Here is a 24,245-nt window from a genome sequence, read left to right on the forward strand (position 1 = left end):
TCACGATTTAAGAGCAGACGCAGAGCGTCCAAGGCGGCGTTACCACGCAGAGCGTGGGAACGAGCGTTGTCTGACAAATATCCTTACAATTGCGCTTTGTTAGCTGCCTGAGCAAGGATTCTGCAATGCAAGCCGCCAACCCCCGCAAGGGGTACATCCTGGGCCTGAGCGCCTATGTCATCTGGGGTCTGTTCCCGCTCTACTTCAAAGCCATCGCCAGCGTGCCCGCCGCCGAGATCATCGTGCACCGCGTGTTGTGGTCGGCCCTGTTCGGTGGGCTGTTGCTGATGGTGTGGAAACATCCCGGCTGGTTTCGCGAACTGCGCGACAACCCCAAGCGCCTGGCGATCCTGGCCCTCAGCGGTTCGTTGATCGCCGCTAACTGGCTGACCTATGTGTGGTCGGTGAACACCGGGCGCATGCTTGAAGCGAGCCTGGGTTACTACATCAACCCGCTGGTGAATGTGCTGCTGGGCATGCTGATCCTCGGCGAGCGCTTGCGCCGTTTGCAATGGGTAGCGGTGGGGTTGGCAGCGATAGGTGTGGCGCAGCAGGTGTGGCAAGTCGGTAGCCTGCCGTGGGTGTCGCTGGCGCTGGCGCTGACGTTTGGCTTCTACGGTTTGATCCGCAAGCAGGCGCCGGTCAAGGCGCTGCCAGGGCTGGTGGTGGAAACCTGGATGCTGGTACCCGTTGCCGTCGCCTGGTTGTTGTTCAACCCGACCGCCCACAGCGCGCAACTGGCGTTCTGGAGCACCTCAGAGGCCTGGTGGCTGGTGGCCGCAGGCCCGGTGACGCTGATTCCCCTGGTGTGCTTCAACGCCGCTGCACGGCATTTGCCCTACACCGCCCTGGGCTTTTTGCAGTATGTGGCGCCGACGCTGGTGTTGCTCGAAGCCGTGCTGTTGTTCGGTGAACACCTGGCGCCGAGCACCTTGGTCGCCTTCGCCTTTATCTGGGCCGGGTTGGTGGTGTACAGCCTGGATGCCTGGCTGACCGTGCGTAAACGCTGATCAAATAACGTACAAACCTCTACAAGCCACGGCTTTCGTGGCTTGTAGCGTTCGACCCCAAGGTTATCCACAACCTGATCCCCGCCATTTGTGCACAAGCCCTTGAAACTGCTCGTTTTTTGCTCAACTTGCGCAGAAGGCCGGCGGACGTGGCCTGGCGTCGGGTCTCTACAGGTTATCCACAGGCCCATGCAAGATTTCCCTGCATAACCTTGCGGATCGTTATTCCTCCTGACGCAACTCCACCATCAAGTCATCGGCCAAGGTTTCCAAAGCCTCTTGCAGGGTTTCCAGCGATAGCGTGGCCGGCACTTGCAACAACGCCTCGGCGTTGAACAGCGGATCACCGCTCATGGGCGCCGGGCGCACATCGGTGCTCAGGCGTTCCAGGTTGACGCCCTGCTGGCTCAGCAGCGCGGTGATCTCACGCACGATGCCCGAGCGGTCATTGCCCACCAGGGTCATCAGGATCGGCTTGGACGCCGATGCCTGGCCGCTGCTGCCCTCACCCACCAACACGCGAATGCCATGGGTGGATAAATCCTCCAATGCCCCCACCAATGCCTGGCGCTGCTCGCTCGGCACGCTCACCCGCAGGATCCCGGCAAACTGCCCGGCCATGTGCGCCATGCGGCTTTCCAGCCAGTTACCACCATGACTGGCAATGTTCTGCGCGATGCGTTCAACCAGGCCGGGTTTGTCGGCGGCGATAATAGTGAGTACAAGATGGTCCATGGCGCAGTCCCTCGGTTGGTTGATCCTCGATTATAGACATGCCGCGTTTATCCAGAAGGGACGCGTGATCGTCAACGTCCATCGCAGGCAAGCCAGCTCCCCCAGACAAATCGTGTACCATTTTTATATTTATCTGGAACAATCCAATAGTTTTTTGAGAACATCTGGTTCTCCGCTGTGACCGTACGACCAAAGTGGGTCGCTAAACGACGTATTTAGTCTAATTTTCACAACCGCAAGTCATCATGTAGTATGCCCAACCGTGCACTACATAATGAAAATCTGATAAAGCGCATAAGCTCCGCAGAGTGAGGCAAGCAATGACTGAACACGTTCAAGTCGGTGGCCTGCAGGTCGCCAAAGTCCTGTTCGACTTCGTGAACAACGAAGCCATTCCCGGTACCGGCATCACTGCCGACCAGTTCTGGGCCGGTGCCGACAAGGTCATCCATGACCTGGCCCCGAAGAACAAAGCCCTACTCGCCAAACGCGACGACTTCCAGGCGCGGATCGATACCTGGCACCAGACCCACGCCGGCCAGGCCCATGACCCGGTGGCCTACAAAGCCTTCCTGCAAGACATCGGCTACCTGTTGCCAGAAGCCGCAGACTTTGAGGCCTCGACCCAAAACGTCGATGATGAGATCGCACGCATGGCCGGCCCACAGCTGGTCGTGCCGGTGATGAACGCCCGCTTCGCCCTCAATGCCTCGAATGCGCGCTGGGGCTCGCTGTACGACGCGCTCTATGGCACCGACGCCATCAGCGAAGCCAACGGCGCCGAGAAGGGCAAGGGCTATAACAAAGTGCGTGGCGACAAGGTGATTGCCTTCGCCCGCGCTTTCCTCGACGAGGCCGCACCGCTCAGCGCCGGCAGCCATGTCGATTCCACCGGCTACAAAATCGTCGATGGCAAGCTGATCGTCAGCCTCAAAGGCGGCAGCAACAGCGGCCTGCGTGACGATGCCCAGTTGATCGGTTTCCAGGGCCCTGCGGCCGAGCCGATTGCGATCCTGCTCAAGCACAATGGCCTGCACTTCGAAATCCAGATCGACGCCAGCACCCCAGTCGGCCAAACCGACGCCGCAGGCGTCAAAGACGTGCTGATGGAAGCCGCGCTGACCACCATCATGGACTGCGAAGACTCTGTGGCCGCCGTCGACGCCGATGACAAAGTGGTGATCTACCGCAACTGGCTCGGCCTGATGAAGGGCGACCTGGCCGAAGAAGTGGCCAAGGGCGGCCAGACCTTCACCCGCACCATGAACCCTGACCGCGTCTACACCGGCGTGGATGGCAGCGACGTGACCCTGCACGGCCGTTCGCTGTTGTTCGTGCGCAACGTTGGCCACTTGATGACCATCGACGCGATCCTCGATAAAGACGGCAACGAAGTACCCGAAGGCATCCTCGACGGCCTGATCACCAGCCTGGCGGCGATCCACAGCCTCAACGGCAACAACACCCGCAAGAACAGCCGTACCGGTTCTGTGTACATCGTGAAACCGAAGATGCACGGCCCGGAAGAAGCCGCGTTCACCAACGAACTGTTCGGTCGCATCGAAGAGGTGCTGAACCTGGCGCGCAATACCCTCAAGGTCGGGATCATGGACGAGGAGCGCCGCACCACGGTCAACCTCAAGGCCTGCATCAAGGCGGCCAGCGAGCGTGTGGTGTTTATCAACACCGGTTTCCTCGACCGTACCGGCGATGAAATCCACACCTCCATGGAAGCCGGCGCGATGGTGCGCAAGGCGGCCATGAAGGCGGAAAAATGGATCGGCGCCTATGAGAACTGGAACGTCGATATCGGCCTGAGCACCGGCCTGCAAGGTCGTGCACAGATCGGTAAAGGCATGTGGGCCATGCCCGACCTGATGGCTCTGATGCTTGAGCAGAAAATCGCCCATCCGTTGGCCGGTGCCAACACCGCCTGGGTACCGTCGCCGACCGCTGCGGCCCTGCATGCGTTGCACTACCACAAGGTTGATGTGTTTGCCCGCCAGGCCGAACTGGCCAAGCGCGAGCGCGCTTCGGTGGACGATATCCTCACCATTCCTCTGGCCAGCAACACCGATTGGTCCGAAGAAGAGATCCGCAACGAACTGGACAACAACGCCCAGGGCATCCTCGGCTATGTGGTGCGTTGGATCGACCAGGGTGTGGGCTGCTCCAAGGTGCCGGACATCAACGATGTCGGCCTGATGGAAGACCGCGCCACCCTGCGCATTTCCAGCCAGCACATCGCCAACTGGCTGCGCCACGGCATCGTCAACGAAGCTCAAGTGATGGACAGCCTCAAGCGCATGGCGCCGGTGGTGGACCGCCAGAATGCCGGGGATGCGTTGTACCGCCCACTGGCTCCGGACTTCGACAGCAACATCGCGTTCCAGGCAGCGGTGGAGTTGGTGATTGAAGGGACCAAGCAGCCCAATGGCTATACCGAGCCGGTGTTGCATCGCAGGCGTCGGGAGTTCAAGGCCAAGAACGGCCTGTAATGGAAAAAAGCCCTGATCGAAGATCGGGGCTTTTTTATCAGGTGTGTCAGTTAGACCGCGTTGCCTGAATCGCAGGCAAGCCAGCTCCCACAGGGGGATGCATTTCAAATGTGGGAGCCGGGCTTGCCCGCGAAGAGGCCAGGCCAGTCACCCCACACTCAGGGCACCATCCCCAACTCCCGCTTTACCAACTTCGCCAACTTCACGCTATCAATCGGCTTGAGCAAGAAATCCACCACGCTCAAATGCATCGCATCAATCACATCCGGCGCTTCCGCGTCTCCAGACATGATGATGATCGGCAACGCCGCACGGGTGGACTCACGCACCTGGCGGATCAATTCCAGGCCATTGCTGGGCGCCATGCGCAGGTCGGTGATCAGCAAACCGATGGAACTGCTCGTCTTCAACAAATCCCACGCAGCCTCGCCACTTTCGGCAGTCATGCAGCGAATACCATCGAGCCCAAGGATTTCCGCCAGCAATTCACGCGCGTCCTTGTCGTCGTCCACGATCAAAACGCGTTGGGGGGGTAAATCGGGCTCCAGCATCACGGCGCTCAGCGCCTCGCGCTCGGCATCACTCAAAATATCGTGGTCGGACATACGTTTCTCAGCAGTTCTCATCAATCTCCCAGCACACTCGTCAGACATCTGCGGAAGGGCGAACAATGTGCACTTCGTCGGAAAGTTTGCCTAGTGGGCTTTCTACGGGTTTTGGACGATTGTCATGTAAGGTTTTTCCCTAGTTTTGCGCGGTATTCCTCGACCTAGACTTACGTCCAATGGGCACCCACTGCGCAGGAGTCGACCATGCAGCACGATAACGACAAAAACACTGCGGTCACTGTTATGAGTAAAGCTGATGCATTCGCACAGGCGGGTAAAACCGCTGTGTTGCAGAACATCCACGGCACCCTGCAATTCCTGCAACGCTTCCCGCCGTTCAACCAGATGGAACAGGCGCACCTGGCTTTCCTGGTGGAACAGTGCCAACTGCGTTTCTACGGCCCCGGCGACAGCATCCTCAAACCGTCGGGCGGCCCGGTCGAGCACTTTTATATCGTCAAGCAGGGGCGGGTCGTGGGTGAGCGGCCAGACTCGGCAGACACCACCTTTGAAATCGCCACCGGCGAATGCTTCCCCCTCGCCGCCTTGCTGGGTGAGCGCGCGACCCGTACAGAACACAAAGCCGCTGAAGACACCTTTTGCCTGCAATTGAACAAACCGGCCTTTATCAAGCTGTTCGCCCTGTCCAGCCCGTTTCGTGATTTCGCCTTGCGCGGGGTCAGCAGCCTGCTCGACCAGGTCAACCAGCAGGTACAGCAAAAAGCCGTGGAAACCCTCGGCACCCAATATTCCTTGAATACCCGCCTGGGTGAATTGGCCATGCGCCACCCGGTCACCTGCAGCCCGCACACACCGTTGCGCGAAGCGGTGACCTTGATGCACGAACAGCAAGTCGGCAGCATTGTGATCGTCAACGAACACAAGGCGCCCCTGGGCATCTTCACCCTGCGCGATCTGCGCCAGGTGGTCGCCGATGGCACCAGCGACTTCAGCCAGAGCATTGCCGGGCACATGACCCAGGCGCCGTTTTACTTGAGCCCGGAGCACAGCGCGTTCGACGCGGCCATCGCCATGACCGAACGGCATATCGCCCATGTGTGCCTGGTGCAAGACCAGCGCCTGTGTGGCGTGGTCTCCGAGCGTGACTTGTTTTCCTTGCAGCGTGTGGACCTGGTGCACCTGGCCCGCACCATCCGCAACGCGCCCCGGGTGGAAAACCTGGTGGCGATTCGCGGTGAAATCGGCCAGTTGGTGGAGCGCATGCTCGCCCATGGCGCCTCATCCACCCAGATCACCCACATCATTACGCTGCTCAACGACCACACCGTGTGCCGGGTGATCGAGCTGACCCTCGCGGAAAAAGGCGACCCCGGCGTGCCCTTCAGTTGGCTGTGTTTTGGCAGCGAAGGCCGCCGCGAACAAACGCTGTACACCGACCAGGACAACGGCATCCTGTTCGAGGCCAAGGACGCCGTCGAAGCCGCCGACAGGCGTGAGCTCTTGCTACCGCTGGCGCAGCACATCAACCAAAGCCTGGCGCTGTGCGGCTTCAGCCTGTGCAAGGGCAATATCATGGCCGGCAACCCCGAGCTGTGCTTGTCCCGCGTGGAGTGGGCGCGGCGCTTCGGCGCGTTCATTCGTGAGGCGACGCCGGAAAACCTGCTGGGCTCAAGCATCTATTTTGACTTGCGCGTGGTGTGGGGCGAAGAGCGCGGTTGCGAGCAACTGCGCCAGGGCATTCTCGATCAGGTGGCGGATAACCGCTTGTTCCAACGCATGCTGGCCGAAAACGCGCTACTACGACGCCCGCCGGTAGGGCGTTTTCGCGAGTTCGTGCTGACCCGCAAAAATGGCGAAAAGGCCACCCTCGACCTCAAGGTGCAGGGCCTTACGCCTTTTGTAGATGGCGCGCGCCTGTTGGCCCTGGCCAATGGCATCCACGCCAACAACACCCTGGAACGCCTGCGCCAGTTGGTGGATAAGGCCGTGATCGAACCCCTGGATGGCGCCGCCTATGAAGAGGCCTACCACTTTATCCAGCAGACCCGCATGCAGCAGCACCAATTGCAGACCCGCGAGAACCTGCCCTATTCCAACCGCGTCGACCCCGACAGCCTCAACCACCTGGACCGGCGCATCCTGCGTGAGTCCCTGCGCCAGGCCCAACGCCTGCAAAGCAGCCTGAGCTTGCGGTATCAGCTATGAGTTTGTTTGGCTGGCTGCGCGCGAAAAAGCCCGGGCTCAACGCTGCGCAACAGCAGCGCCTGGAGCATTTACCCAAGCCCGCCGAACTGGGCAACGGCCCATTGCGCAGCCAGCGCTGGGTAGTGGTGGACCTGGAAACCAGCGGCCTGAACCTTCACCGCGACCAGGTGCTGTCCATCGGCGCCGTGGTCATCGAAGACGGTGCGGTGGATTTCTCCCAACTGTTCGAACGCACCCTGCAGCGCACCGACACCAAGCTCAGCCCCAGTGTGCTGATCCACGGGTTGGGGCCCAGTGCAATTGCCGCCGGCAGCGACCCGGCCGAGGCGTTGCTGGATTTCATGGCGTTCGTGGGCGACAGCCCTCTGCTGGCTTTTCATGCGCCGTTTGATCAACACATGCTGTGCCGGGCGCTCAAGGACAGCCTGGGGTATCGCCTGGCCCATCCATTCCTGGATGTGGCAGACCTGGCTCCGCTGTTGTGCCCTGAGGCGCATATCCGCGAGGCCGGGCTGGATGATTGGCTCAACCACTTCAGGCTACAGGCTGGCGAACGCCACCATGCCAGCGCCGATGCACTGGCGACGGCAGAGCTGATGCTGATCCTGTTCAGCCGTGCGCGGCAGCAACAGATAGACACGCCCCAGACGCTGCAAGAGCGTTTGGCCCAATGGAAACGGCGCAAACAGTCCCCTTCCCTTTAACGCTTCGCGCCCGACGCGGAGCATCGCGGGATGCATTCCCACGCCGAGCGTGGGAACGATCACCCGACAGACGCCAATTGCGCCCACCCCACGCCTCTGCGACAATCGCGAATAATTCTCGTTAGTTTAAACCTCTTGTTTATTCGGTGATGCCTTGTCGTCGGTCCAGACCCCACGCAGTGAGCTTGTTGGTGCGTTATATCGCGACCACCGTGGCTGGCTGTTGGCTTGGCTGCGACGCAACGTGGGGTGCCCAAGCCGCGCCGAAGACCTGAGCCAGGACACCTTCATGCGCCTGCTGGGCCGTGACGAGTTGCGCGAGCCCCGCGAACCGCGGGCGTTCCTGGTGGCCATCGCCAAGGGTTTGCTGTTCGACTATTTCCGACGTGCGGCCCTGGAACAGGCCTACCTCACCGAATTGATGCTGATCCCGGAAAGCGAACAGCCTTCGCCGGAAGCCCAGCAACTGATCCTCGAAGACCTCAAGGCCATCGACCGCCTGCTCGGCAAACTGTCGAGCAAGGCCCGCGCCGCGTTCCTCTATAACCGCCTCGACGGCCTGGGCCATGCCGAAATCGCCCAGCGCCTGGGCGTGTCGGTGCCCCGCGTGCGCCAATACCTGGCCCAGGGCATTCGCCAGTGCTACATCGCACTGTATGGCGAGCCGTCGTGACCGCGATCGGCTCCAAACCGGTGTCGTCGCGCGTGCTGGATGCCGCGATTGCCTGGCAGCTGTCCCTCGACTCGGGCGACGGCAGCGCGGTGGAACAGGAAGAGTTCAGCAAGTGGCTGGCCAGTGATGAGGAACACGCCCGCGCCTGGCGCCAGTTGGGCATGCTCGACCAGCGTTTCAGTGTGGCCTCGGGCCCGGCTCGGGCGGCGCTGCTGCAGTCGCGCCACGGCATTCGCCAGCGCGTGCGCAAACTGGGCCGGGGCTTGGCCAGTATCGTGCTGGTGTGCGGCCTGGCGCTGTTTGCCGGTGAGCGTTACGTGCCTATTCACTATTGGCTGGCCGACCAGCGCACCGCCACCGGTGAACAGCGCACGCTGAAGCTGGCGGATGGCACGCGGATCAACCTCAACACCCACAGCGCCATTGATGTGCGCTTCGACGAAACACGCCGCTTGATCGTGTTGCAGGCAGGCGAAATTCTTGTCGAAACCGGCCACGACGATTCACGCCCTTTCTACGTGCAAACCCGCGACGGCAGCCTGCGGGCGCTGGGTACTCGGTTTATCGTCAAGCGCGAAGACGACGCTACGCGCCTGAGTGTGCTGCAGTCAGCCGTGGCCGCCCAGCCCGAGGCGTTGCACCACGAACAGGTGTTCAAGGCGGGCCAGCAGGTGCTGATGCGCAGCGACGGCCTTGGCCCGTTGCTGGCCGTCACCCCGGCCACCGATGCCTGGACGCGCGGCATGCTGGTAGTGGACAACGCTCGGCTGGGGGATGTGATCGAGGAGTTGGCGCGCTATCGCACCGGCTACCTGGGGGTGGATAACAACGTGGCCGACCTGCGCATCACCGGCAGTTTCCCGCTGCATGACACCACGTTGGCATTAAATGCGCTGTTGCCGACTTTGCCGGTGCAGATCGAGCAGCACACGACGTGGTGGGTGACCGTCAAGGGTAAGCCTTAGGTCCTGCAGCGCCTGGGCGATTGCTATCGCAGGCAAGCCAGCTCCCACATTTCGAATTGCGAACACCTTCAACTGTGGGAGCTGGCTTGCCTGCGATGAGGCCCTCAAGCACACCTGCGAAAAATATTTTCACTCACCCCTATCACTTTTCGATTCTCGCTCGGCACCTAGGCAATTGAGAAATATTTCCATTCAGGAGCCGCCCTTATGTCCCGCACGCTAGACACCTTGTTGCGCCCCAGCCTGTTAGCCATGGCGATCGCCCTCAGCGCCCCGCTCGCCAGCACCCCGCTGATCGCCGCCGAACAAGCCTCCAGCGTGCGCGCCTATAACCTGCCCGCTGCGCCCCTGGCCACCACCCTGAACCAGATCGCCAGCCAGGCCGGCCTGGCGCTGACCCTCAACCCCGAACTCGCCGCCGGCAAGACCTCGGCACCGGTCAAAGGCCAGTTCGATGCGCAGGGCGCGTTGCGGGAAGCCTTGCGGGGGACGGGGTTGCAGTTGGAGCAGAGCAGTGCGGGCACTTACACCCTGATGCCGGTCCCGGAGGGCGTCGTTGCCTTGCCGACCACCAACATCACCGGCCAAGGCAGCTATGAAAGCGCTTGGGGGCCGGTGGAAGGATATGTAGCAAAGCGCACCGCCGCCGGCACCAAAACCGATACTGCGCTGGTCGAGGCACCACGCTCGATCTCGGTAGCCACCCGCGAGCAAATGCAGGACCGTAACGTGCAGAACCTCGACGATGCGGTCAAATACATGCCCGGTATTGTGTCTGCCAGCTACGGCAGCGACACCCGTTACGACTGGATGCGCGTACGCGGCTTCGAGCCGACGCAATTCCTCGATGGCCTGCCACTGCCCCGTGGCGTGTACGCCAACCCGAAAGCCGAAACCTGGAACCTCGACCGCCTCGCCCTGCTGCGCGGTCCGGCTTCATCGGTTTATGGTCAAACTCCACCTGGTGGCTTGCTGGACATGGTCAGCCGCCGTCCCAGCGCCGAACAGAGCAGTGCTATCCAGGTGCAATACGGCAGTGACAACCACCGCCAGATCAATTTCGAAAGCACTGGCAAGATCGATGATGAGGGCCAGTTTCTCTACAGCGTTGGCGGCGTGGTGCGCGATGCCGGTACCCAGGTCGATCACATCGACAACAAGCGGTACAACATCGCACCGAGCTTGACCTGGAATATCGACACCGATACCAAGCTGACCTTGCTGTCACAGTTCACCCGTGACGATACCGGGGCGACCAGCCAGTTCCTGCCGATAGTCGGCACCAAGATCAAATCGCCACTGGGTGACGTTTCGCATCATAAGAACCTGGGCGATCCGGACTACGAGTTCTACGACCGTACCTATTACGCACTCGGCTACGCATTCGAGCACCGCTTCAACGATACCTGGCAGTTCAAACAGAATCTGCGTTACACCAAATCAGAATTGTCGTTCCAACAATTGACCGTGGGCGCCTTTGGCTGGGCACCGGTCGACGCCGAAGGCAATATGGACCGTTCTTCGACCAATGTGGACGAGAACATCGGACAATTGGCGGTAGATAACAACTTTCAGGCCGACTTCTCCACCGGCGACGTCACCCACACCCTTCTACTCGGGCTTGACCACCAGCGTACCGATACCTCGTACTTGTCGATTTACGGGCAGGCCGGACGCGTCAACATCTTCAACCCGGTCAACACCACGCCAGTTGAACGCCCCGCCCGTTCCAGCGCTTTCTACGACTACAACCAGAAAACCATCCAGACCGGTCTCTACGTTCAGGACCAGATGGCTCTTGATAACTGGCGCCTGACCCTGGGGGGCCGTGAAGACTGGGTGCACCAGGGCACTACGTACTTCAACAAAAACGACGCGACCAATACTGACCGCAGCAAGAATTTCAGCGGTAACGCGGCACTGAGCTATGTGTTCGACTCGGGCTTCGTACCGTATATCTCCTACGCCGAATCTTTCCAGCCAGCGAGCAACGCCAGCGCCTCTCCTACAGAATCCTATAAACCCACCGAAGGCAAGCAGTGGGAATTGGGGATCAAGTACCAACCGCCGGGTTCGAACACGCTACTCAGTGCCGCGCTGTATGACCTGGCCCAGAAAAACGTTCTGGTCAGCAGCTTCCAGTCCGGTGGTGTGTCTGTCACCGACCAGACCGGCGAAGTGAAAGTCAAAGGCCTGGAGCTGGAAGCCGTATCTGACGTGACCGAAAACCTCAAAGTGATCGCCGCCTACACGTTGGCCAAATCCGAAGTGCAAAAAGGCGAATTCAAAGGCAACCGCCTGCAACTGATGCCTACCCAGCAAGCATCCTTGTGGACCGACTACACCTGGCACACCGGCGCCCTCGACGGTTTCGGTATCGGCTTCGGCGCCCGCTACACCGGCAACACCTACGGCGACCAGGCCAATACCTGGGCCGGCAAGGCCAACGCCTACACCGTCTTCGACGGCGCGGTGCACTACGACCTCGGCCGCCTGGACAACAGCCTCAAGGGCGCGTCGGTGAAAGTGAACGCGACCAACCTGTTTAACAAAGACTACATTTCCACCTGCGATGGCTCCTATTGCTACTTCGGCGACCAACGCAGCGTAGTCGCCAGCGCCACCTACCAGTGGTAATCAGCTGAGCTAACCACCAGGCCGCCCAACAGGGCGGCTTTGGTGCATCTGAAGGCTAGACAATGAAAAGCAAAACCATCCGCCGCTGGTCCTTCATCCACACCTGGACCAGCCTGATCTGCACCGTATTCCTGCTGCTGCTCGCCCTCACCGGCCTGCCGTTGGTGTTTCACCACGAGATCGACCACCTGCTGGGCAATGAACCCGAACTGGCGCAGATGCCTGCCGATACGCCCCGGCTCAACCTTGAGCAGCTTGTGGCTAAAGCCCAGGCCCATCGCCCCGGCGACGCCATGCAGTACCTTGCCTGGGACGAAGACGACAAGAACGGTGTGATCGCGATCATGGCCGCCACAGCCGGTACCGAGCCGAATTCGTCGCACACCTTCATGCTCGACGCCCGCACTGGCCAAGCCGTGGAAACCCCCGCAGCCAATGGCGGGCTGACCCTGTTCCTGCTGCGCCTGCATGTGGATATGTTTGCCGGGTTGCCGGGCAAGTTGTTGCTGGCGTTCATGGGCCTTCTGTTTGTGCTGGCGATTATCTCGGGCACGGTGTTGTACCTGCCGTTCATGCGTCGCTTGAAGTTCGCCACGGTGCGCCAGGACAAGTCCACTCGCCTGCGCTGGCTCGACCTGCACAACCTGATCGGCGTGGTCACTTTGACCTGGGCGTTGGTGGTGGGGGTAACCGGCGTGATCAGCGCCTGCGCCGACCTGATCATCGCCGCCTGGCGCCAGGACAGCCTCAGCGCCATGATCGAACCTTACAAGAACGCCCCGCCGCTGACCCAACGCGCGCCCGCCACCGAGTTGTTGAGCATTGCCGCCCAGGCCGCTCCGGGTATGGAGCCAGACTTTATCGCCTTCCCCGGCACGCGTTTTTCCAGCGAACATCACTACGCCGTGTTCATGAAGGGCAGCACCCACCTGACCTCCCATTTGCTGACCCCGGTCCTGATCGACGCCAGCACCCTGGCCGTCACCGCCATCGCCGAACGGCCTTGGTACATGGACGCCATGGGCATGTCCCAACCCCTGCATTTCGGTGATTACGGCGGCATGCCGATGAAGGTCCTGTGGGCGGTGCTGGATGTGTTGACCATCATCGTGCTGGTGAGCGGCATTTACTTATGGATCGTACGGCGCAAGGCGGCCAAGGTATGAAGCCGCGGCAGTCGAATGTCTGGAAGGTCTTTGCCATCCCGCTGGGGATCGGCCTGCTCAGTGCCGCCGGGTTGTTTGCGGCGTTGCTGGGCGATGGGTGGTGGGATTCGTTGAGTTGGATCGGGCTCGGGATACCGGCAATGATGGGGGTATGGGGGTTGGTTAAGCGGCGCGCCTGAGGTCGCTATCGCAGGCAGGCCAGCTCCCACATTTTGACCTGTGAACACAGTCCAATGTGGGAGCTGGCTTGCCTGCGATGAGGCCCGCAAAAACAACGCGGCCCCTCGCCAGGCACCGCACAACCCTCTAGGCTAGCCACACTTCACCTCGAGGAATGCCCATGTCCGCCCCCAGCATGACCTTGTTCCACAACCCCGCTTCGCCCTTCGTGCGTAAAGTGCGCGTGCTGCTGATCGAGACCGGCCAGCAGGATCGTGTGGCCCTGCACGCGTGCCTGCCCACTCCGGTCAACCCGGATGCCGAAGTGCTGCAAGGCAACCCCGTGGGCAAGATCCCGGCCCTGCGCCTGGCCGACGGCTCGGTATTGCACGACAGCCGGGTGATTCTCGATTACCTCGACCACCAGCATGTCGGCAACCCGCTGATCCCCCGCGACGGCTCGGCCCGCTGGCGGCGCCTGACCCTGGCCTCGATGGCTGACGGCATCATGGATGCCGCCGTGCTGGTACGTTACGAGACCGCCATGCGCCCGCCAGAAAAACACTGGGCTCCCTGGCTGGATGAACAGCGCAACAAGATCCGCCGCGCCCTCGCCGAGCTGGAGCGGGACGCCATTGCCGAACTGGCCAGCCACTTCGACGTCGCCGCCATCAGCGTGGCCTGTGCCCTGGGCTATATCGACTTTCGCCACCCGGATATTCAGTGGCGCTCGGACACTCCCAAGCTCGCCGCCTGGTACGCCGAAGTCAGCCAGCGGGCTTCGATGCAGCAGACCCAACCCCCGGTTTGACCAGCCCCCTGCAGGAGCGAGCTTGTTGTGGCGAGGGAGCTTGCTCCCGCTCGACAGCGCAGCTGGAGCCGGCTTTATCAGGGGCGCTTCGCACCCCAGCGCAAGCAAGCTTGCTCGCCACCACAAGCTCGCTCCTACAGTGAGAGGCGGTGTGATTGAGGAAGTTGACCATCCTCGCTTTCATCTGCTGATCTTCGCGCAGCCCGATCATTGCACTTCCCCCACCTTACGCTTGCCCACCCCATACCAATCCAGTTTGCGCGTCAGCACCATCACCGTACCCAGCAGGCCAAACAGCAGCAGCGAGCCCATCAACAGTGCGTAATCCTCGGCACTGAGCAAGCCGTACAGCAAGCCATACAACGCCGCCAACCCTGCCGAAAACCCCAGGCCGTGGGCGACGCTGCGCAGCACATGGCACACGTAGAAGCCGATCAACACCACACAGGCGCTGGCCGATATCAGATAGGCCAGGGCAAAGCCCAGATGCTCGGACAACGACAACAGCAACAGATAGAAGAACGCCAGCGCCACGCCCACCAAGGCGTACTGAATCGGGTGCACCGCCAGACTCTTGAGCACTTCGAACAGAAAGAAACCAGCGAAGGTCAGCGCGATAAACAACAGCGCGTATTTGATCGCCCGGTCGCTCTTGAGGTACTGGTCTACCGGGTCGATGAAGTTCACACCAAAGCTGCGGTTGCTGAAGTCCTCACAGCCTTGCCCGTCCAGGCAGTTCTGCAGGGCTTGTTCCAGGTTGGTGGAGAAGAAGGACGTCTGCCAGTTGGCGCTGAAGCCTTGGTCGGTAACTTCACGCTGAGCCGGCAGGAAGTTGCCGATAAAACTCGGGTGCGGCCAGTTGGACGCCAGTGATACCTGGCTGGTCTTGCCCACGGGCACCACTTGCAGTTGTTCGGTGCCTTGCAGGCGCAGGTCGAAGGCGAAGTCCAGCACGGCCGCTTTCTTGCCGTCTTGCGCAGGCAACGTCACATGTACGCCCTCACCCAGCCAGTCCACTTGCGAACCCGGCGAGAACTCCAGGCGCTGATCGCCCAGTTCCAGCTTCAACGCGTTTTCAATACCACGAATATCGCTGATCCCCACCGCCAGAAACGCTGGTTCAAAGCGGTAGTCGGCAAAGTCTTCGGTGATCCCCAACTGCGCCGGCAACTCGAAACGCCCGCTGATACGGTTGTCGGCATGGAACAGCCGCGCCTGGTAAATGCCCCGCGCACGCAGTTCGGTTTGCACTTTGCCGTCGAGCTCAAAACGGTCCGGCAGGAAATACAGACGGCCGCGTTCTTCACGGGTTTCTTCGTAGCGCTTGTTGAGCTTCTCATTGAGCTTCCACTCGCGCACCGTCTTGCGAAACGGCACCACCATCACCGGCCCGGTGAGGCGCTGGGCAAAGCTTGAGCTGCGGGCAATGTCCATCAGTACGCCGTCGCGCAGTTGCTGACGGTCGCTGATGATGCCGTTGATCATCAACAATGGAATCAGCAACAGCAGGATCAGCAGCGCAATCGCGCCCAATTTGAAAAGCAGGTTGCGGTTCATGGGTCTCTCCCTGTTTTGATGGGGAGAGTCTGCCCAGTCGGTATGGGGAATTTATGTGGGCAATGTGGAGACTGTGTGGAGATGCAGTACCGCTTGCACGCCGCCCGGTACGTTGCCGATCTGCAACGAGCCGCCGTGCAGCTTCATCACCTCCTCGACAAAGTTGAGCCCCAGGCCCGTACTTTTGCGCCCGCTGGCCGGGCGCGGCAGCGAGTAGAAACGCTCGCTCAGGCGCGGCAAGGCGTAGTCGGGAATCGCCTGCGCCTGGTTGAACAGGCTGACCTGCACCTCGTGATGCCGCACCAGCGCGCTGAACCTCAGCGTGCCGCCGGGTGGGGTGAAATCCAGAGCGTTGTCGAGCAGGTTGCCCAGGGCCTGGCGCAGCAGGAAAGGTTCGCCAAATACCCGCACATCGGCGGCGATGGCCTGCTCGACGTGCAAGCCGGCGCCTTCGACCCGCGCACATTGAGCCTTCAACACATCCTCAACCAGGGCTGCCAAAGAAATGCTCGACTGCTCTTCCAGACCTTGGCGCTGTTCCACCTGGGCCAGGTTCAACAGGCGCTCGATCAGCTGTTGCAGGCGCGCACTTTCGCTGTCGATATTGCCGACAAACCGCTGCTGCTGCTCACGGCTCATGTCGCCCTGCAACAGCTCCGCCGCACCTCGAATCGCCGCCAGCGGGCTCTTCAATTCATGGGTCAGCGTATGCACGTAGCGCTCTACGTAAGCCTTGCCTTCCAGCTGCGTGCGCATGTGTTCCACGGCGCTGGATAACTGCTTGAGCTCGCCGCCGCGATAATGCGGCAACTCGGCGCGGCGGCCCTCGCTCACGGCTTCGGCATAGGCGGTAAGGCGTCTGAGGGCCGCCGTCAGCCACCACGACAATAGCGCGCCCAACAGCAGCCCGAGGGTGACCAGCCCGGCGCCGTACCACAGCAGGCGCCGCTCGGTGCGATCCACGTAGGGTTGCAACGAGCTGTTGGGCTTGGCTACGGTGACCACGCCGATGATCTGCCCGTTGTCACGAATCGGCGCCCCCACGTGCATCACCGATGAGGTGGGGTCGTCTGCGTCGCTGCGGGTGGAGCGCGCACCGTATTCGCCGCGCAGGGTCAGGTACACGTCGTTCCATTTCGAATAGTCCTGGCCGACTGCTTCACCGCTGGAGTCGAGCAATACCCTGCCTGTGGCGTCGGTCACGTAGATGCGATGGTTGACCTGGTTTTTCGGCAGGCCCCAGATCGTCGCTCCTGGCTGGCGACTGCCATAAGCCTTGAGCAATTCGGGCCAATGGCTCTGGCCGAGGGTGCCGTTTTTAACGTCTGCACGCAGGATTTCAGCCAGCAGGTTGGCGGTGTCCACTAATGTTTCTTCGGTGGACTGGCGCACGCCGGGGCGGATTTCCTTCATCACGGTGTTGAGCACGAAGTAGCCGGTCAGGCCGATAAACAGCGCATACACCAGGAAAATCCGCAGCCCAAGGCGCATCAGCTGTGGCTCGGGCTGTAGCTGTAGCCGAGGCCGCGATGGGTCTGGATCGGCTCGGCATCCGCCGCCACACTCCTGAGCTTGCTGCGCAGGCTCTTGATATGGCTATCGATATTGCGCTCATAACCGGCATCAAAGGGTACGCCCACCGCATCCAGCAGTTGTTCGCGGCTGAACACGCGCTCGGGTTGGTCCAGCAGACTTTGCAGCAGGCGGAACTCATGACGCGTGAGGCTCAAGGGTTGGCCACGATAGAGAATCTGCATGCGTTCCAGATCCACTTGGAACAGGGTTGGCGCCACACCCGGGCCGACCCGCTTGAGTATCGCCCTGACCCGCGCCGCCACTTCCCGCGGGCTGAAAGGCTTGACCACATAATCGTCGGCACCGATCTCCAACCCCACCACCCGGTCGATCTCCGCATCCCGCGCACTGAGGAACATCACCGGCACTTCACTGAAGCGGCGCAATTGCTTGCAGGTTTCAAAGCCGGTGATGTCCGGCAGGCCGATGTCGAGAATGATCAGGTCAGCCGGGGTCTGGCGCTGATGCTCCAGCGCCGCCTGGCCGAGCGTCAGCCAGGTGGTGGTGAAGCCCTCGCCTTGCAGGGCAAAGATCAGCGTGTCGGCTATCGCCGCTTCGTCTTCGACAATCAGGATGTGCGGCATGGGTTCGATCAGCAGTCCGGTTTGTCGGCAGTGTAGCGACGTGCCGGGTTTACCGCAGCGCCAAATTCACGCAGGGCCTTGGCGCCGATCAGCAGCGGGTAGTTGAAGCTGCTGCGGTCGGTGAGGTTGACCTCGACGGTGCGCTTGACGTCGCCCAGGCACATCTCCAGATCGATCACCGGGCGCTTGGCCACGCTGGCTTCGTCCTTGTCATCGTCTTCGTCGGCGCGGCTCTTGATCTTGCTGATGCGCGACACCTTGTGCTCATAGACCTTGTTACCCGCGTCTTCACCGCCGAGGCGGAAGCGCACCCAGTCATCGCCGTCGCGCTGAAAGGTTTCGATGTCGCGCGCCGACAGCGAGGCGGTCAGCGCGCCGGTGTCCATCTTGGCCTTGAACGTCTGGCCGATCTCCGGCAACTGGATGTATTCGTAGCGACCGTAGAGGGTCGGTTCGGCGGCCATGACAGGCACAGCAACCAGGGCGAACGCGGCAAGGAGCAATTTCACGGCAGGATTTCCTCGAAAGAAGTGGGCGGAGTCTAGACCGCAAACACGGCACTTAGTTGGCTGAGCGAGCATATCGCGCACAGTGTGAAACATTCGTGCGGCATTTTGCGATTTGGCCTCTAGACTCACCTTGCTTATCATGGCCCGCCCACAGAATTCCAAGAGTTGCTTATGCGCCGCCTGCTCACCGGCTGTCTGGTTACACTGCTGCTGTTACTCAACACGCTGATCCTGATCGGCCCCTTGATGGTCTTCGCCTTGCTCAAGCTGGTGGCGCCGGGCCGCTCGCGTGACTATGCGTCCTGGGCGGTGATGTGGATCGCCGAGACCTGGGCCGAGATCGACAAGCTGATCTTCTCGCTGTGCATTCCAACCCAATGGGATATTCGCGGCGGTGAGGACCTGCGCAGGGACACCTCCTACCTCGTCATCAGCAACCATCAATCCTGGGTGGATATCCCGGCGCTGATCCAGGCGCTGAACCGGCGCACGCCGTTCTTCAAGTTCTTCCTGAAAAAAGAACTGATCTGGGTGCCCTTCCTCGGCCTGGCCTGGTGGGCGCTGGATTACCCCTTCATGAAGCGCTACACCAAGGCATTCCTGGCCAAGCACCCGGAGCTGGCGGGGCAGGATCTGAAAATCACCAAAGAGGCCTGCGAGCTGTTCAAGCGTCAGCCGGTGACGGTGGTCAATTACCTGGAAGGCACGCGGTTCAGCGAGGCCAAGCGTGCGCAGCAAAGTTCACCCTTTACTCGACTACTCAAGCCCAAGGCAGGCGGCGTGGCGTTTGTGCTGGCAGCAATGGGTGAACAGCTGGACGCGGTACTCGACGTGACCGTGGCCTACCCACAACAAAAGATTCCAGGGTTCTGGGACCTGATCAGCGGCGCGGTGCCGAAGGTGATCGTGGATATCCGCACCCGCGAGCTGGACCCGGCGTTGTGGCAAGGGGATTACGAGAACGATCCGGCGTTTCGCCAGACCCTCCAGAACTGGGTCAACCAGCTCTGGAGGGAAAAGGACCGTCGAATTCACGAACTGCTGGAAAACAGTGGGGAGCAACGATGACCGCCTGGCCCCGCAAGATGCTACGAAACCTGACTATAGACAGCGGAAAGCGTGCTTTCGGGCAAGGCCGTTGAACAGAGCTGTCGCTGACCAAGCATTATCAATTCCACCCAGCACAATAGAACGAAGCCCAGGCGACAGATCTTCGACATTTTTTTGAAGCGACTCGCCGATGCTGTGTAGCTGTCAGAGTGAATCCCCATCTCTTCCAGGCGCGAGCGCAACGCTTGATCATCAGCGCCACTGCGTGAAAGAGGAGGCGGACTGAAATAGTTTTTGATGTCTGGAGTTTGTGTCCCGTTGATATTCAAAACGCCACCACTCATAGGTCATTAATGAAACCTTCCAAGGTCGTCGTAAACGAGACCTTGGAAGGTACCTTTATTGTGGTGTCTTGCTTCTTACGGTTCCCTACAACCTTGTGATATTTACCGGTATGACATTTCAGTCTTGCTCGTTATAAAAACGACCTTTGCGCAGGTAACTAGCTACCGGTTCCCCAGGCTTGAGCCAATTTGCCCAATACGGAGCTGCTGGCGCCCTCGCCGCCGAGGTATTTCAGGATTACCGGGGCAAACTGGCCGATCATGCCGCTGTCCATGCCCAAGGCGCTGAAGGCGGTGTTCAAGTCATTGGTGCTTTTCACATTGCCCAATAGGCCGTCCAGGCCGCTGGTCTTGCTGCCGCCGGTTTGGCCGAGCATCCCGCTCAGGGCACCGAGGCTGCCCAATGCGTTATTACCTGACAACTTGTCGAGACCCGGCACAGTGCTGCTCAACTGCGAGAAGTCGTTGCCGCTGAGTTTGTTCTTGGCCAGGCCCAGCATGGCGCCCGTGCCGCCCACCGCTTGCTCGGGGGTGATGTTCAGTTGCGAGGTCAAGGCCGTCAGCAGGTCGGCCGTCTCCGACGTAGGCGCGGCGGCAGCGGCCTTGTTGTTGCCACCCTGCATGCCGGAAATGGCGTTGGCTGCATCGCCAAGGCTGAAACCTGCTGCGAACACCGGGCCAGCGGCCACGGTCAACAGGCAGGACAGGGCAAAACCGCGTGAAATCTTCATCGAAACAACCTCTGGGTATAGGGGTAAAAGCAGGCGTTGGACTGGGTAACCCGTCGGTTGTTCCGGAGCCCCTCAGGAACCCATCGAGGATAAGCGGGTCCATGAACTGACTATAGAATTTGTCGAGAAGAGACTTATGACTGCGATCCAACCCCCAGTGATTGAGCACAAGCCTGCGTTCTGGAGCCGCCCTCGCCTGTTCATCGGCGCCTGCGTGGTGGTGGTTGCCGGTATCGGCGGCGCGCTCTACACCCAGGACAGCGTCAAATCCGCGGCGACATTGGTGACCACGACCCAACAGCCGGCCGCACAGATCATGGCCCACAAGGACTACCTGGAAGTAGAACCGATTGCCTCCACGGCACCAGCACCGGACCAGAGCCTTGAACTCTGGGCGATTCCCAAAGACGGCACACCGGTGTCCCTTGGACTGTTGCCGGAGGATGGCAAAGGCATCATCGGCCTGAACCCACGCCAACAGGAAACCATCAGCAAGCCGGTGGAATTGATGGTGAGCTCGGAAACCAAGGGTGGTTCGGTGAGCAAGCAGCCAACAGGCCCGACCGTCTACCAGGGTGCATTGGCCACTCGCTGATCGGGCCGCACACTCGTTTCAAACTGTGGGAGCGGGCTTGCCCGCGATGGCGGTGGGTCAGCGACATAGGTGTCGACTGATTAGCCGCTATCGCAGACAAGCCCACATTCGCTCACCAGCGCATTGAAAATTGGCTCCCGGCAACGAATAAGGGCGACCCATGGGTCGCCCTTTTTCATTTGCCCAACGCTTTACGCCGCACTGAACAACTTGTGCGGATCAATCACAAACTTCTTCGGCACACCCGCATCGAACTCGCCATACCCGCGTGGCGCATCATCCAGGCTGATCACCTGCACACCGACGATTTCGGCGATGTTGATACGGTCCCACATGATCGCCTGCATCAGTTGACGGTTGTACTTCATCACGGGCGTCTGCCCGGTATGGAAGCTGTGGGATTTGGCCCAGCCCAGACCAAAGCGGATGCTCAGGCTGCCCATTTTCGCGGCGGCATCGACCGCACCTGGATCTTCAGTCACGTACAGACCTGGGATACCGATCTTGCCCGCCACGCGCACCACGCCCATCAGCGAGTTGAGCACCGTGGCCGGGGCTTCGGCCTTGACGCCGTCGTGGCCGTGGCCGCGTGCTTCAAAGCCCACGCAGTCCACGGCGCAGTCCACCTCCGGCTCGCCGAGCAACGCGGCGATCTGTTCGTGCAGCGGGGTGTCAGTGGACAGGTCGACCACTTCAAAACCCTGGGCCTTGGCGTGGGCCAGACGGATCGAGTTGACGTCGCCGATGATCACCACCGCTGCACCCAGCAAGCGAGCGGAGGCGGCAGCCGCCAGACCCACCGGGCCGGCACCGGCGATATAGACAGTGCTGCCTGGGCCGACGCCGGCAGTAACAGCGCCGTGGTAGCCGGTGGGCAGGATGTCGGAGAGGCAGGTCAGGTCACGGATTTTCTCCATGGCCTTGTCGCGATCCGGCAGTTTCAGCAGGTTGAAGTCGGCGTACGGCACCAGCACGTACTCGGCCTGGCCACCGGTCCAGTCGCCCATGTCGACGTAGCCATAGGCACCACCGGCACGGGCCGGGTTGACGGTCAGGCACACGCCGGTGTGTTGTTCCTTGCACGAGCGGCAGCGCCCGCAAGCAACGTTGAACGGCACGGAGACCAGGTCACCGATTTTCAGGTTCTCTACGTCGCTGCCCTTCTCGATCACTTCACCGGTGATTTCATGCCCCAGCACCAGGCCGGTCTGGGCCGTGGTGCGGCCGCGCACCATGTGTTGGTCGGAGCCGCAGATGTTGGTGGAGACCACGCGCAGGATGACGCCGTGCTCAATCTTCCTGCCGCGCGGGTCCTGCATTTTGGGATAGTCGATTTTCTGTACTTCGACCTTGCCGTTGCCGAGATACACGACACCACGATTACCAGACATGCTTTCACCTCGCTGTTGTTTTTATGGAACTGCGTTGCCCTTGGGGCAGCGCGTTAAGTGCTCGGGTACAGATGCTGTTTCTTGTGTTGCTTGTAAGGGCCTCATCGCAGGCAAGCCAGCTCCCACCGTGGATCGGGTTCACACATCCAGGAATGTGGGAGCTGGCTTGCCTGCGACAGCGATCTAGAGAACGACGGTGCGATTGGCATTCAGGAACACCCGCCGCTCGATGTGATACCCCACCGCCCGCGCCAATGTGAGCCCTTCGATATCCCGCCCCTTGGCAATCAAATCTTCGGGATAGTGGCTGTGATCCACCACCTCCACGCCTTGGGCGATGATCGGCCCTTCATCCAGATCGTTGTTGATGTAATGCGCCGTGGCGCCCACCAATTTCACGCCCTTGTTGTACGCCTGGTGATAGGGCTTGGCGCCCTTGAAGCCCGGCAGCAACGAGTGGTGAATGTTGATGGCCTTGCCGTCCAGCTTGCGGCACAGCTCTGGTGACAGCACTTGCATGTAGCGCGCAAGGATCACCAATTCGGCGCCGGTGTCTTCAATCACCTGCCACACCTGACGTTCCTGGGACGGTTTATCGTTGGGGTCCAGTGGGAAATGGTAGTAGGGAATCTGATGCCAGTCGGCCAACGGTTTGAGATCAGGGTGGTTGGACACCACCGCGACCACGTCCATCGACAATTGGCCGATGCGCTGGCGGTACAGCAGGTCGTTCAGGCAGTGATCGGCCTTGGAGACCATGATCACCACTTTGGGCCGGTAGTTCGGCGCCGTCAGTTCGAAGATCATGCCAAACGCTTCACCACGGGTCGCCAGACCTGCGCGAAAGGCTTGCTCGTCGAAACCGTCGGGCTGGCGGAACTCCACACGAATGAAAAACCGGCCAGAAAGGCGGTCATCGAACGAATGGTGCTCGGTGACGTAGCAGCCCTGCTCGAACAGGTAGCGGGTGACCGCGTCCACCGTGCCGAGCACGCTGGGGCAGTCGGCGGTCAAAATCCATGTATCGGGTGCGCGGCTCATGGGCGATTCCTCAGGCTTGAACGCTCAAACCGAATTCGGCCGAGGCATCCTGCAACCACAACCACCAGTAATCCGAGAAGCTGCGGCGGATCAGCAGTTCCCAGGTGTCTTCAGCCGTATGACGGATCACCAGTTGCGACTTGGCGAACACCGTACCCACGGCTTTGCCAACCGGAAAGTTGTTGGGGTGTACGTCGTAGCTGGTGGACTTCATCAGCACATCGCGCACGTTAGGGCCGCTCAGTTCAAGAATCTGCTGGCCGCCGCTGACGTTGACGATCTGGATATGCAGGTCGCCCAGGGCGGCACGCAGGTTCTGTTCGGCGGCGAATTCTTCACCGCTCGGCACGATCAACAGCCACTCGTCCGGGCCGAGCCACTGAAGGCTGGTTTCACCTTTGAAGACCACACTCAGCGGGCCGGGCAGTTCAATGCCGACGGCCTTGTGTACGCCAGCGGCGAAGGCGGCGTCGTGGCCATCGCCACGGATAGTCAGGTGGCCGAGGAGTTTCTTTTCACGCACGGTCACGCCGGCATTCTTGCGGCCCTTGCCGACCAGGCTGGCGAGATCGGCATGGTGCAGCGACGACTCGGCCTTGGCGCCGGTGGTGGGGCGTTGTTGGTAAACATTGGCTGCTGTCATAAAGCACCTGTTCTGAATTCTGTTGATCGTTCCCACGCTCTGCGTGGGAATGCCGCCATGGACGCTCTGCGTCCGCCCTTGGGGCGCAGAGCG

General features: G+C 60.8%; 22 protein-coding genes. 12 read left to right on the plus strand and 10 right to left on the minus strand.

The genetic code is table 11. The features are described from left to right. Positions 1-125 precede the first annotated feature (125 nt). Positions 126-1,010 (plus strand): EamA family transporter RarD, encoded by an 885-nt coding sequence (gene rarD / locus AB9N64_RS15230; RefSeq protein ID WP_166405718.1) that lies wholly within the window; start codon positions 126-128, stop codon positions 1,008-1,010. 222 nt (positions 1,011-1,232) lie between these two features. Here rarD and AB9N64_RS15235 read toward each other — a convergent pair whose 3' ends face one another. Continuing rightward, positions 1,233-1,745: a glycine cleavage system protein R gene (locus tag AB9N64_RS15235; RefSeq protein ID WP_003194815.1), complete on the minus strand. Its 513-nt coding sequence runs from the start codon at positions 1,743-1,745 to the stop codon at positions 1,233-1,235. Positions 1,746-2,065: 320 nt separating this feature from the next. On the opposite strand from AB9N64_RS15235, the gene AB9N64_RS15240 reads away from it, so the two are divergent. Beyond that, positions 2,066-4,243 (plus strand): malate synthase G, encoded by a 2,178-nt coding sequence (locus AB9N64_RS15240; RefSeq protein WP_019817415.1) that lies wholly within the window; start codon positions 2,066-2,068, stop codon positions 4,241-4,243. A gap of 158 nt (positions 4,244-4,401) precedes the next feature. Here AB9N64_RS15240 and AB9N64_RS15245 read toward each other — a convergent pair whose 3' ends face one another. Continuing rightward, complete coding sequence (locus AB9N64_RS15245; RefSeq protein ID WP_019817416.1) at positions 4,402-4,848, minus strand: response regulator; 447 nt, start codon at positions 4,846-4,848, stop codon at positions 4,402-4,404. Between the two features lie 246 nt (positions 4,849-5,094). Here AB9N64_RS15245 and AB9N64_RS15250 point away from each other — a divergent pair, with 246 nt between their 5' ends. From AB9N64_RS15250 to AB9N64_RS15285, 8 genes are all read left to right on the plus strand, one after another. Next, the gene (locus AB9N64_RS15250; RefSeq protein WP_038452263.1) at positions 5,095-7,017 is read left to right on the plus strand and encodes a putative nucleotidyltransferase substrate binding domain-containing protein; all 1,923 of its coding nucleotides are present in this window, start codon (positions 5,095-5,097) and stop codon (positions 7,015-7,017) included. Beyond that, entirely contained in the window at positions 7,014-7,721 is a 708-nt protein-coding gene (locus AB9N64_RS15255) for a PolC-type DNA polymerase III (protein ID WP_014720216.1), read from the plus strand. The genes AB9N64_RS15250 and AB9N64_RS15255 overlap by 4 nt, the downstream gene beginning before the upstream one ends. Positions 7,722-7,875: 154 nt before the next feature. Continuing rightward, a complete protein-coding gene (locus AB9N64_RS15260) occupies positions 7,876-8,394 on the plus strand; it encodes an RNA polymerase sigma factor (RefSeq protein ID WP_019817419.1) in 519 nt (172 codons plus the stop codon). After that, entirely contained in the window at positions 8,391-9,359 is a 969-nt protein-coding gene (locus AB9N64_RS15265; protein WP_019817420.1) for a FecR domain-containing protein, read from the plus strand. The genes AB9N64_RS15260 and AB9N64_RS15265 overlap by 4 nt, the downstream gene beginning before the upstream one ends. A gap of 207 nt (positions 9,360-9,566) precedes the next feature. Then, positions 9,567-11,996 carry a TonB-dependent siderophore receptor gene (locus AB9N64_RS15270; RefSeq protein WP_371359507.1) on the plus strand — a complete coding sequence of 810 codons (2,430 nt, stop codon included), beginning with the start codon at positions 9,567-9,569 and terminating at the stop codon, positions 11,994-11,996. A gap of 62 nt (positions 11,997-12,058) precedes the next feature. Continuing rightward, entirely contained in the window at positions 12,059-13,162 is a 1,104-nt protein-coding gene (locus AB9N64_RS15275; protein WP_371359508.1) for a PepSY-associated TM helix domain-containing protein, read from the plus strand. Continuing rightward, on the plus strand, positions 13,159-13,341 hold the full coding sequence (locus AB9N64_RS15280) for a hypothetical protein (RefSeq protein ID WP_014720221.1): 183 nt from the start codon (positions 13,159-13,161) through the stop codon (positions 13,339-13,341). Before AB9N64_RS15275 ends, AB9N64_RS15280 begins: the two co-directional genes overlap by 4 nt. A 161-nt stretch (positions 13,342-13,502) precedes the next feature. Further along, positions 13,503-14,132 carry a glutathione S-transferase gene (locus AB9N64_RS15285; protein ID WP_020302151.1) on the plus strand — a complete coding sequence of 210 codons (630 nt, stop codon included), beginning with the start codon at positions 13,503-13,505 and terminating at the stop codon, positions 14,130-14,132. A 207-nt stretch (positions 14,133-14,339) separates the two neighbouring features. Here AB9N64_RS15285 and creD read toward each other — a convergent pair whose 3' ends face one another. Genes creD through AB9N64_RS15305 form a run of 4 tightly spaced genes read right to left on the minus strand, consistent with a single transcriptional unit; the run spans position 14,340 to position 18,357 of the window. Beyond that, a complete protein-coding gene (creD, locus tag AB9N64_RS15290; RefSeq protein WP_032902314.1) occupies positions 14,340-15,689 on the minus strand; it encodes a cell envelope integrity protein CreD in 1,350 nt (449 codons plus the stop codon). A 51-nt stretch (positions 15,690-15,740) separates the two neighbouring features. Continuing rightward, positions 15,741-17,180 (minus strand): two-component system sensor histidine kinase CreC, encoded by a 1,440-nt coding sequence (creC, locus tag AB9N64_RS15295; protein ID WP_019817424.1) that lies wholly within the window; start codon positions 17,178-17,180, stop codon positions 15,741-15,743. After that, the gene (gene creB / locus AB9N64_RS15300; RefSeq protein ID WP_019817425.1) at positions 17,180-17,848 is read right to left on the minus strand and encodes a two-component system response regulator CreB; all 669 of its coding nucleotides are present in this window, start codon (positions 17,846-17,848) and stop codon (positions 17,180-17,182) included. Before creB ends, creC begins: the two co-directional genes overlap by 1 nt. 8 nt (positions 17,849-17,856) lie before the next feature. Beyond that, complete coding sequence (locus AB9N64_RS15305) at positions 17,857-18,357, minus strand: ATP-dependent zinc protease (RefSeq protein ID WP_014720226.1); 501 nt, start codon at positions 18,355-18,357, stop codon at positions 17,857-17,859. 171 nt (positions 18,358-18,528) lie between these two features. Here AB9N64_RS15305 and AB9N64_RS15310 point away from each other — a divergent pair, with 171 nt between their 5' ends. After that, positions 18,529-19,425: an acyltransferase gene (locus AB9N64_RS15310; RefSeq protein ID WP_020302148.1), complete on the plus strand. Its 897-nt coding sequence runs from the start codon at positions 18,529-18,531 to the stop codon at positions 19,423-19,425. A gap of 484 nt (positions 19,426-19,909) precedes the next feature. On the opposite strand, the gene AB9N64_RS15315 is transcribed toward AB9N64_RS15310, so the two are convergent. Continuing rightward, positions 19,910-20,482 carry a DUF2780 domain-containing protein gene (locus tag AB9N64_RS15315; RefSeq protein WP_020302147.1) on the minus strand — a complete coding sequence of 191 codons (573 nt, stop codon included), beginning with the start codon at positions 20,480-20,482 and terminating at the stop codon, positions 19,910-19,912. Between the two features lie 136 nt (positions 20,483-20,618). On the opposite strand from AB9N64_RS15315, the gene AB9N64_RS15320 reads away from it, so the two are divergent. Further along, positions 20,619-21,077, plus strand: a complete 459-nt coding sequence (locus AB9N64_RS15320) for an anti-sigma factor domain-containing protein (protein WP_019817428.1) — start codon at positions 20,619-20,621, stop codon at positions 21,075-21,077. 191 nt (positions 21,078-21,268) lie between these two features. On the opposite strand, the gene fdhA is transcribed toward AB9N64_RS15320, so the two are convergent. From fdhA to AB9N64_RS15335, 3 genes are all read right to left on the minus strand, one after another. Continuing rightward, positions 21,269-22,468 (minus strand): formaldehyde dehydrogenase, glutathione-independent, encoded by a 1,200-nt coding sequence (gene fdhA, locus AB9N64_RS15325; protein ID WP_014720230.1) that lies wholly within the window; start codon positions 22,466-22,468, stop codon positions 21,269-21,271. Between the two features lie 183 nt (positions 22,469-22,651). Beyond that, positions 22,652-23,509, minus strand: a complete 858-nt coding sequence (purU, locus tag AB9N64_RS15330; RefSeq protein WP_014720231.1) for a formyltetrahydrofolate deformylase — start codon at positions 23,507-23,509, stop codon at positions 22,652-22,654. Between the two features lie 10 nt (positions 23,510-23,519). After that, entirely contained in the window at positions 23,520-24,152 is a 633-nt protein-coding gene (locus tag AB9N64_RS15335) for a sarcosine oxidase subunit gamma (RefSeq protein ID WP_003194852.1), read from the minus strand. Positions 24,153-24,245: the final 93 nt, after the last annotated feature.

Source organism: Pseudomonas sp. KT_2_4, assembly GCF_041410225.1.
GTDB lineage: Bacteria > Pseudomonadota > Gammaproteobacteria > Pseudomonadales > Pseudomonadaceae > Aquipseudomonas > Aquipseudomonas paracarnis.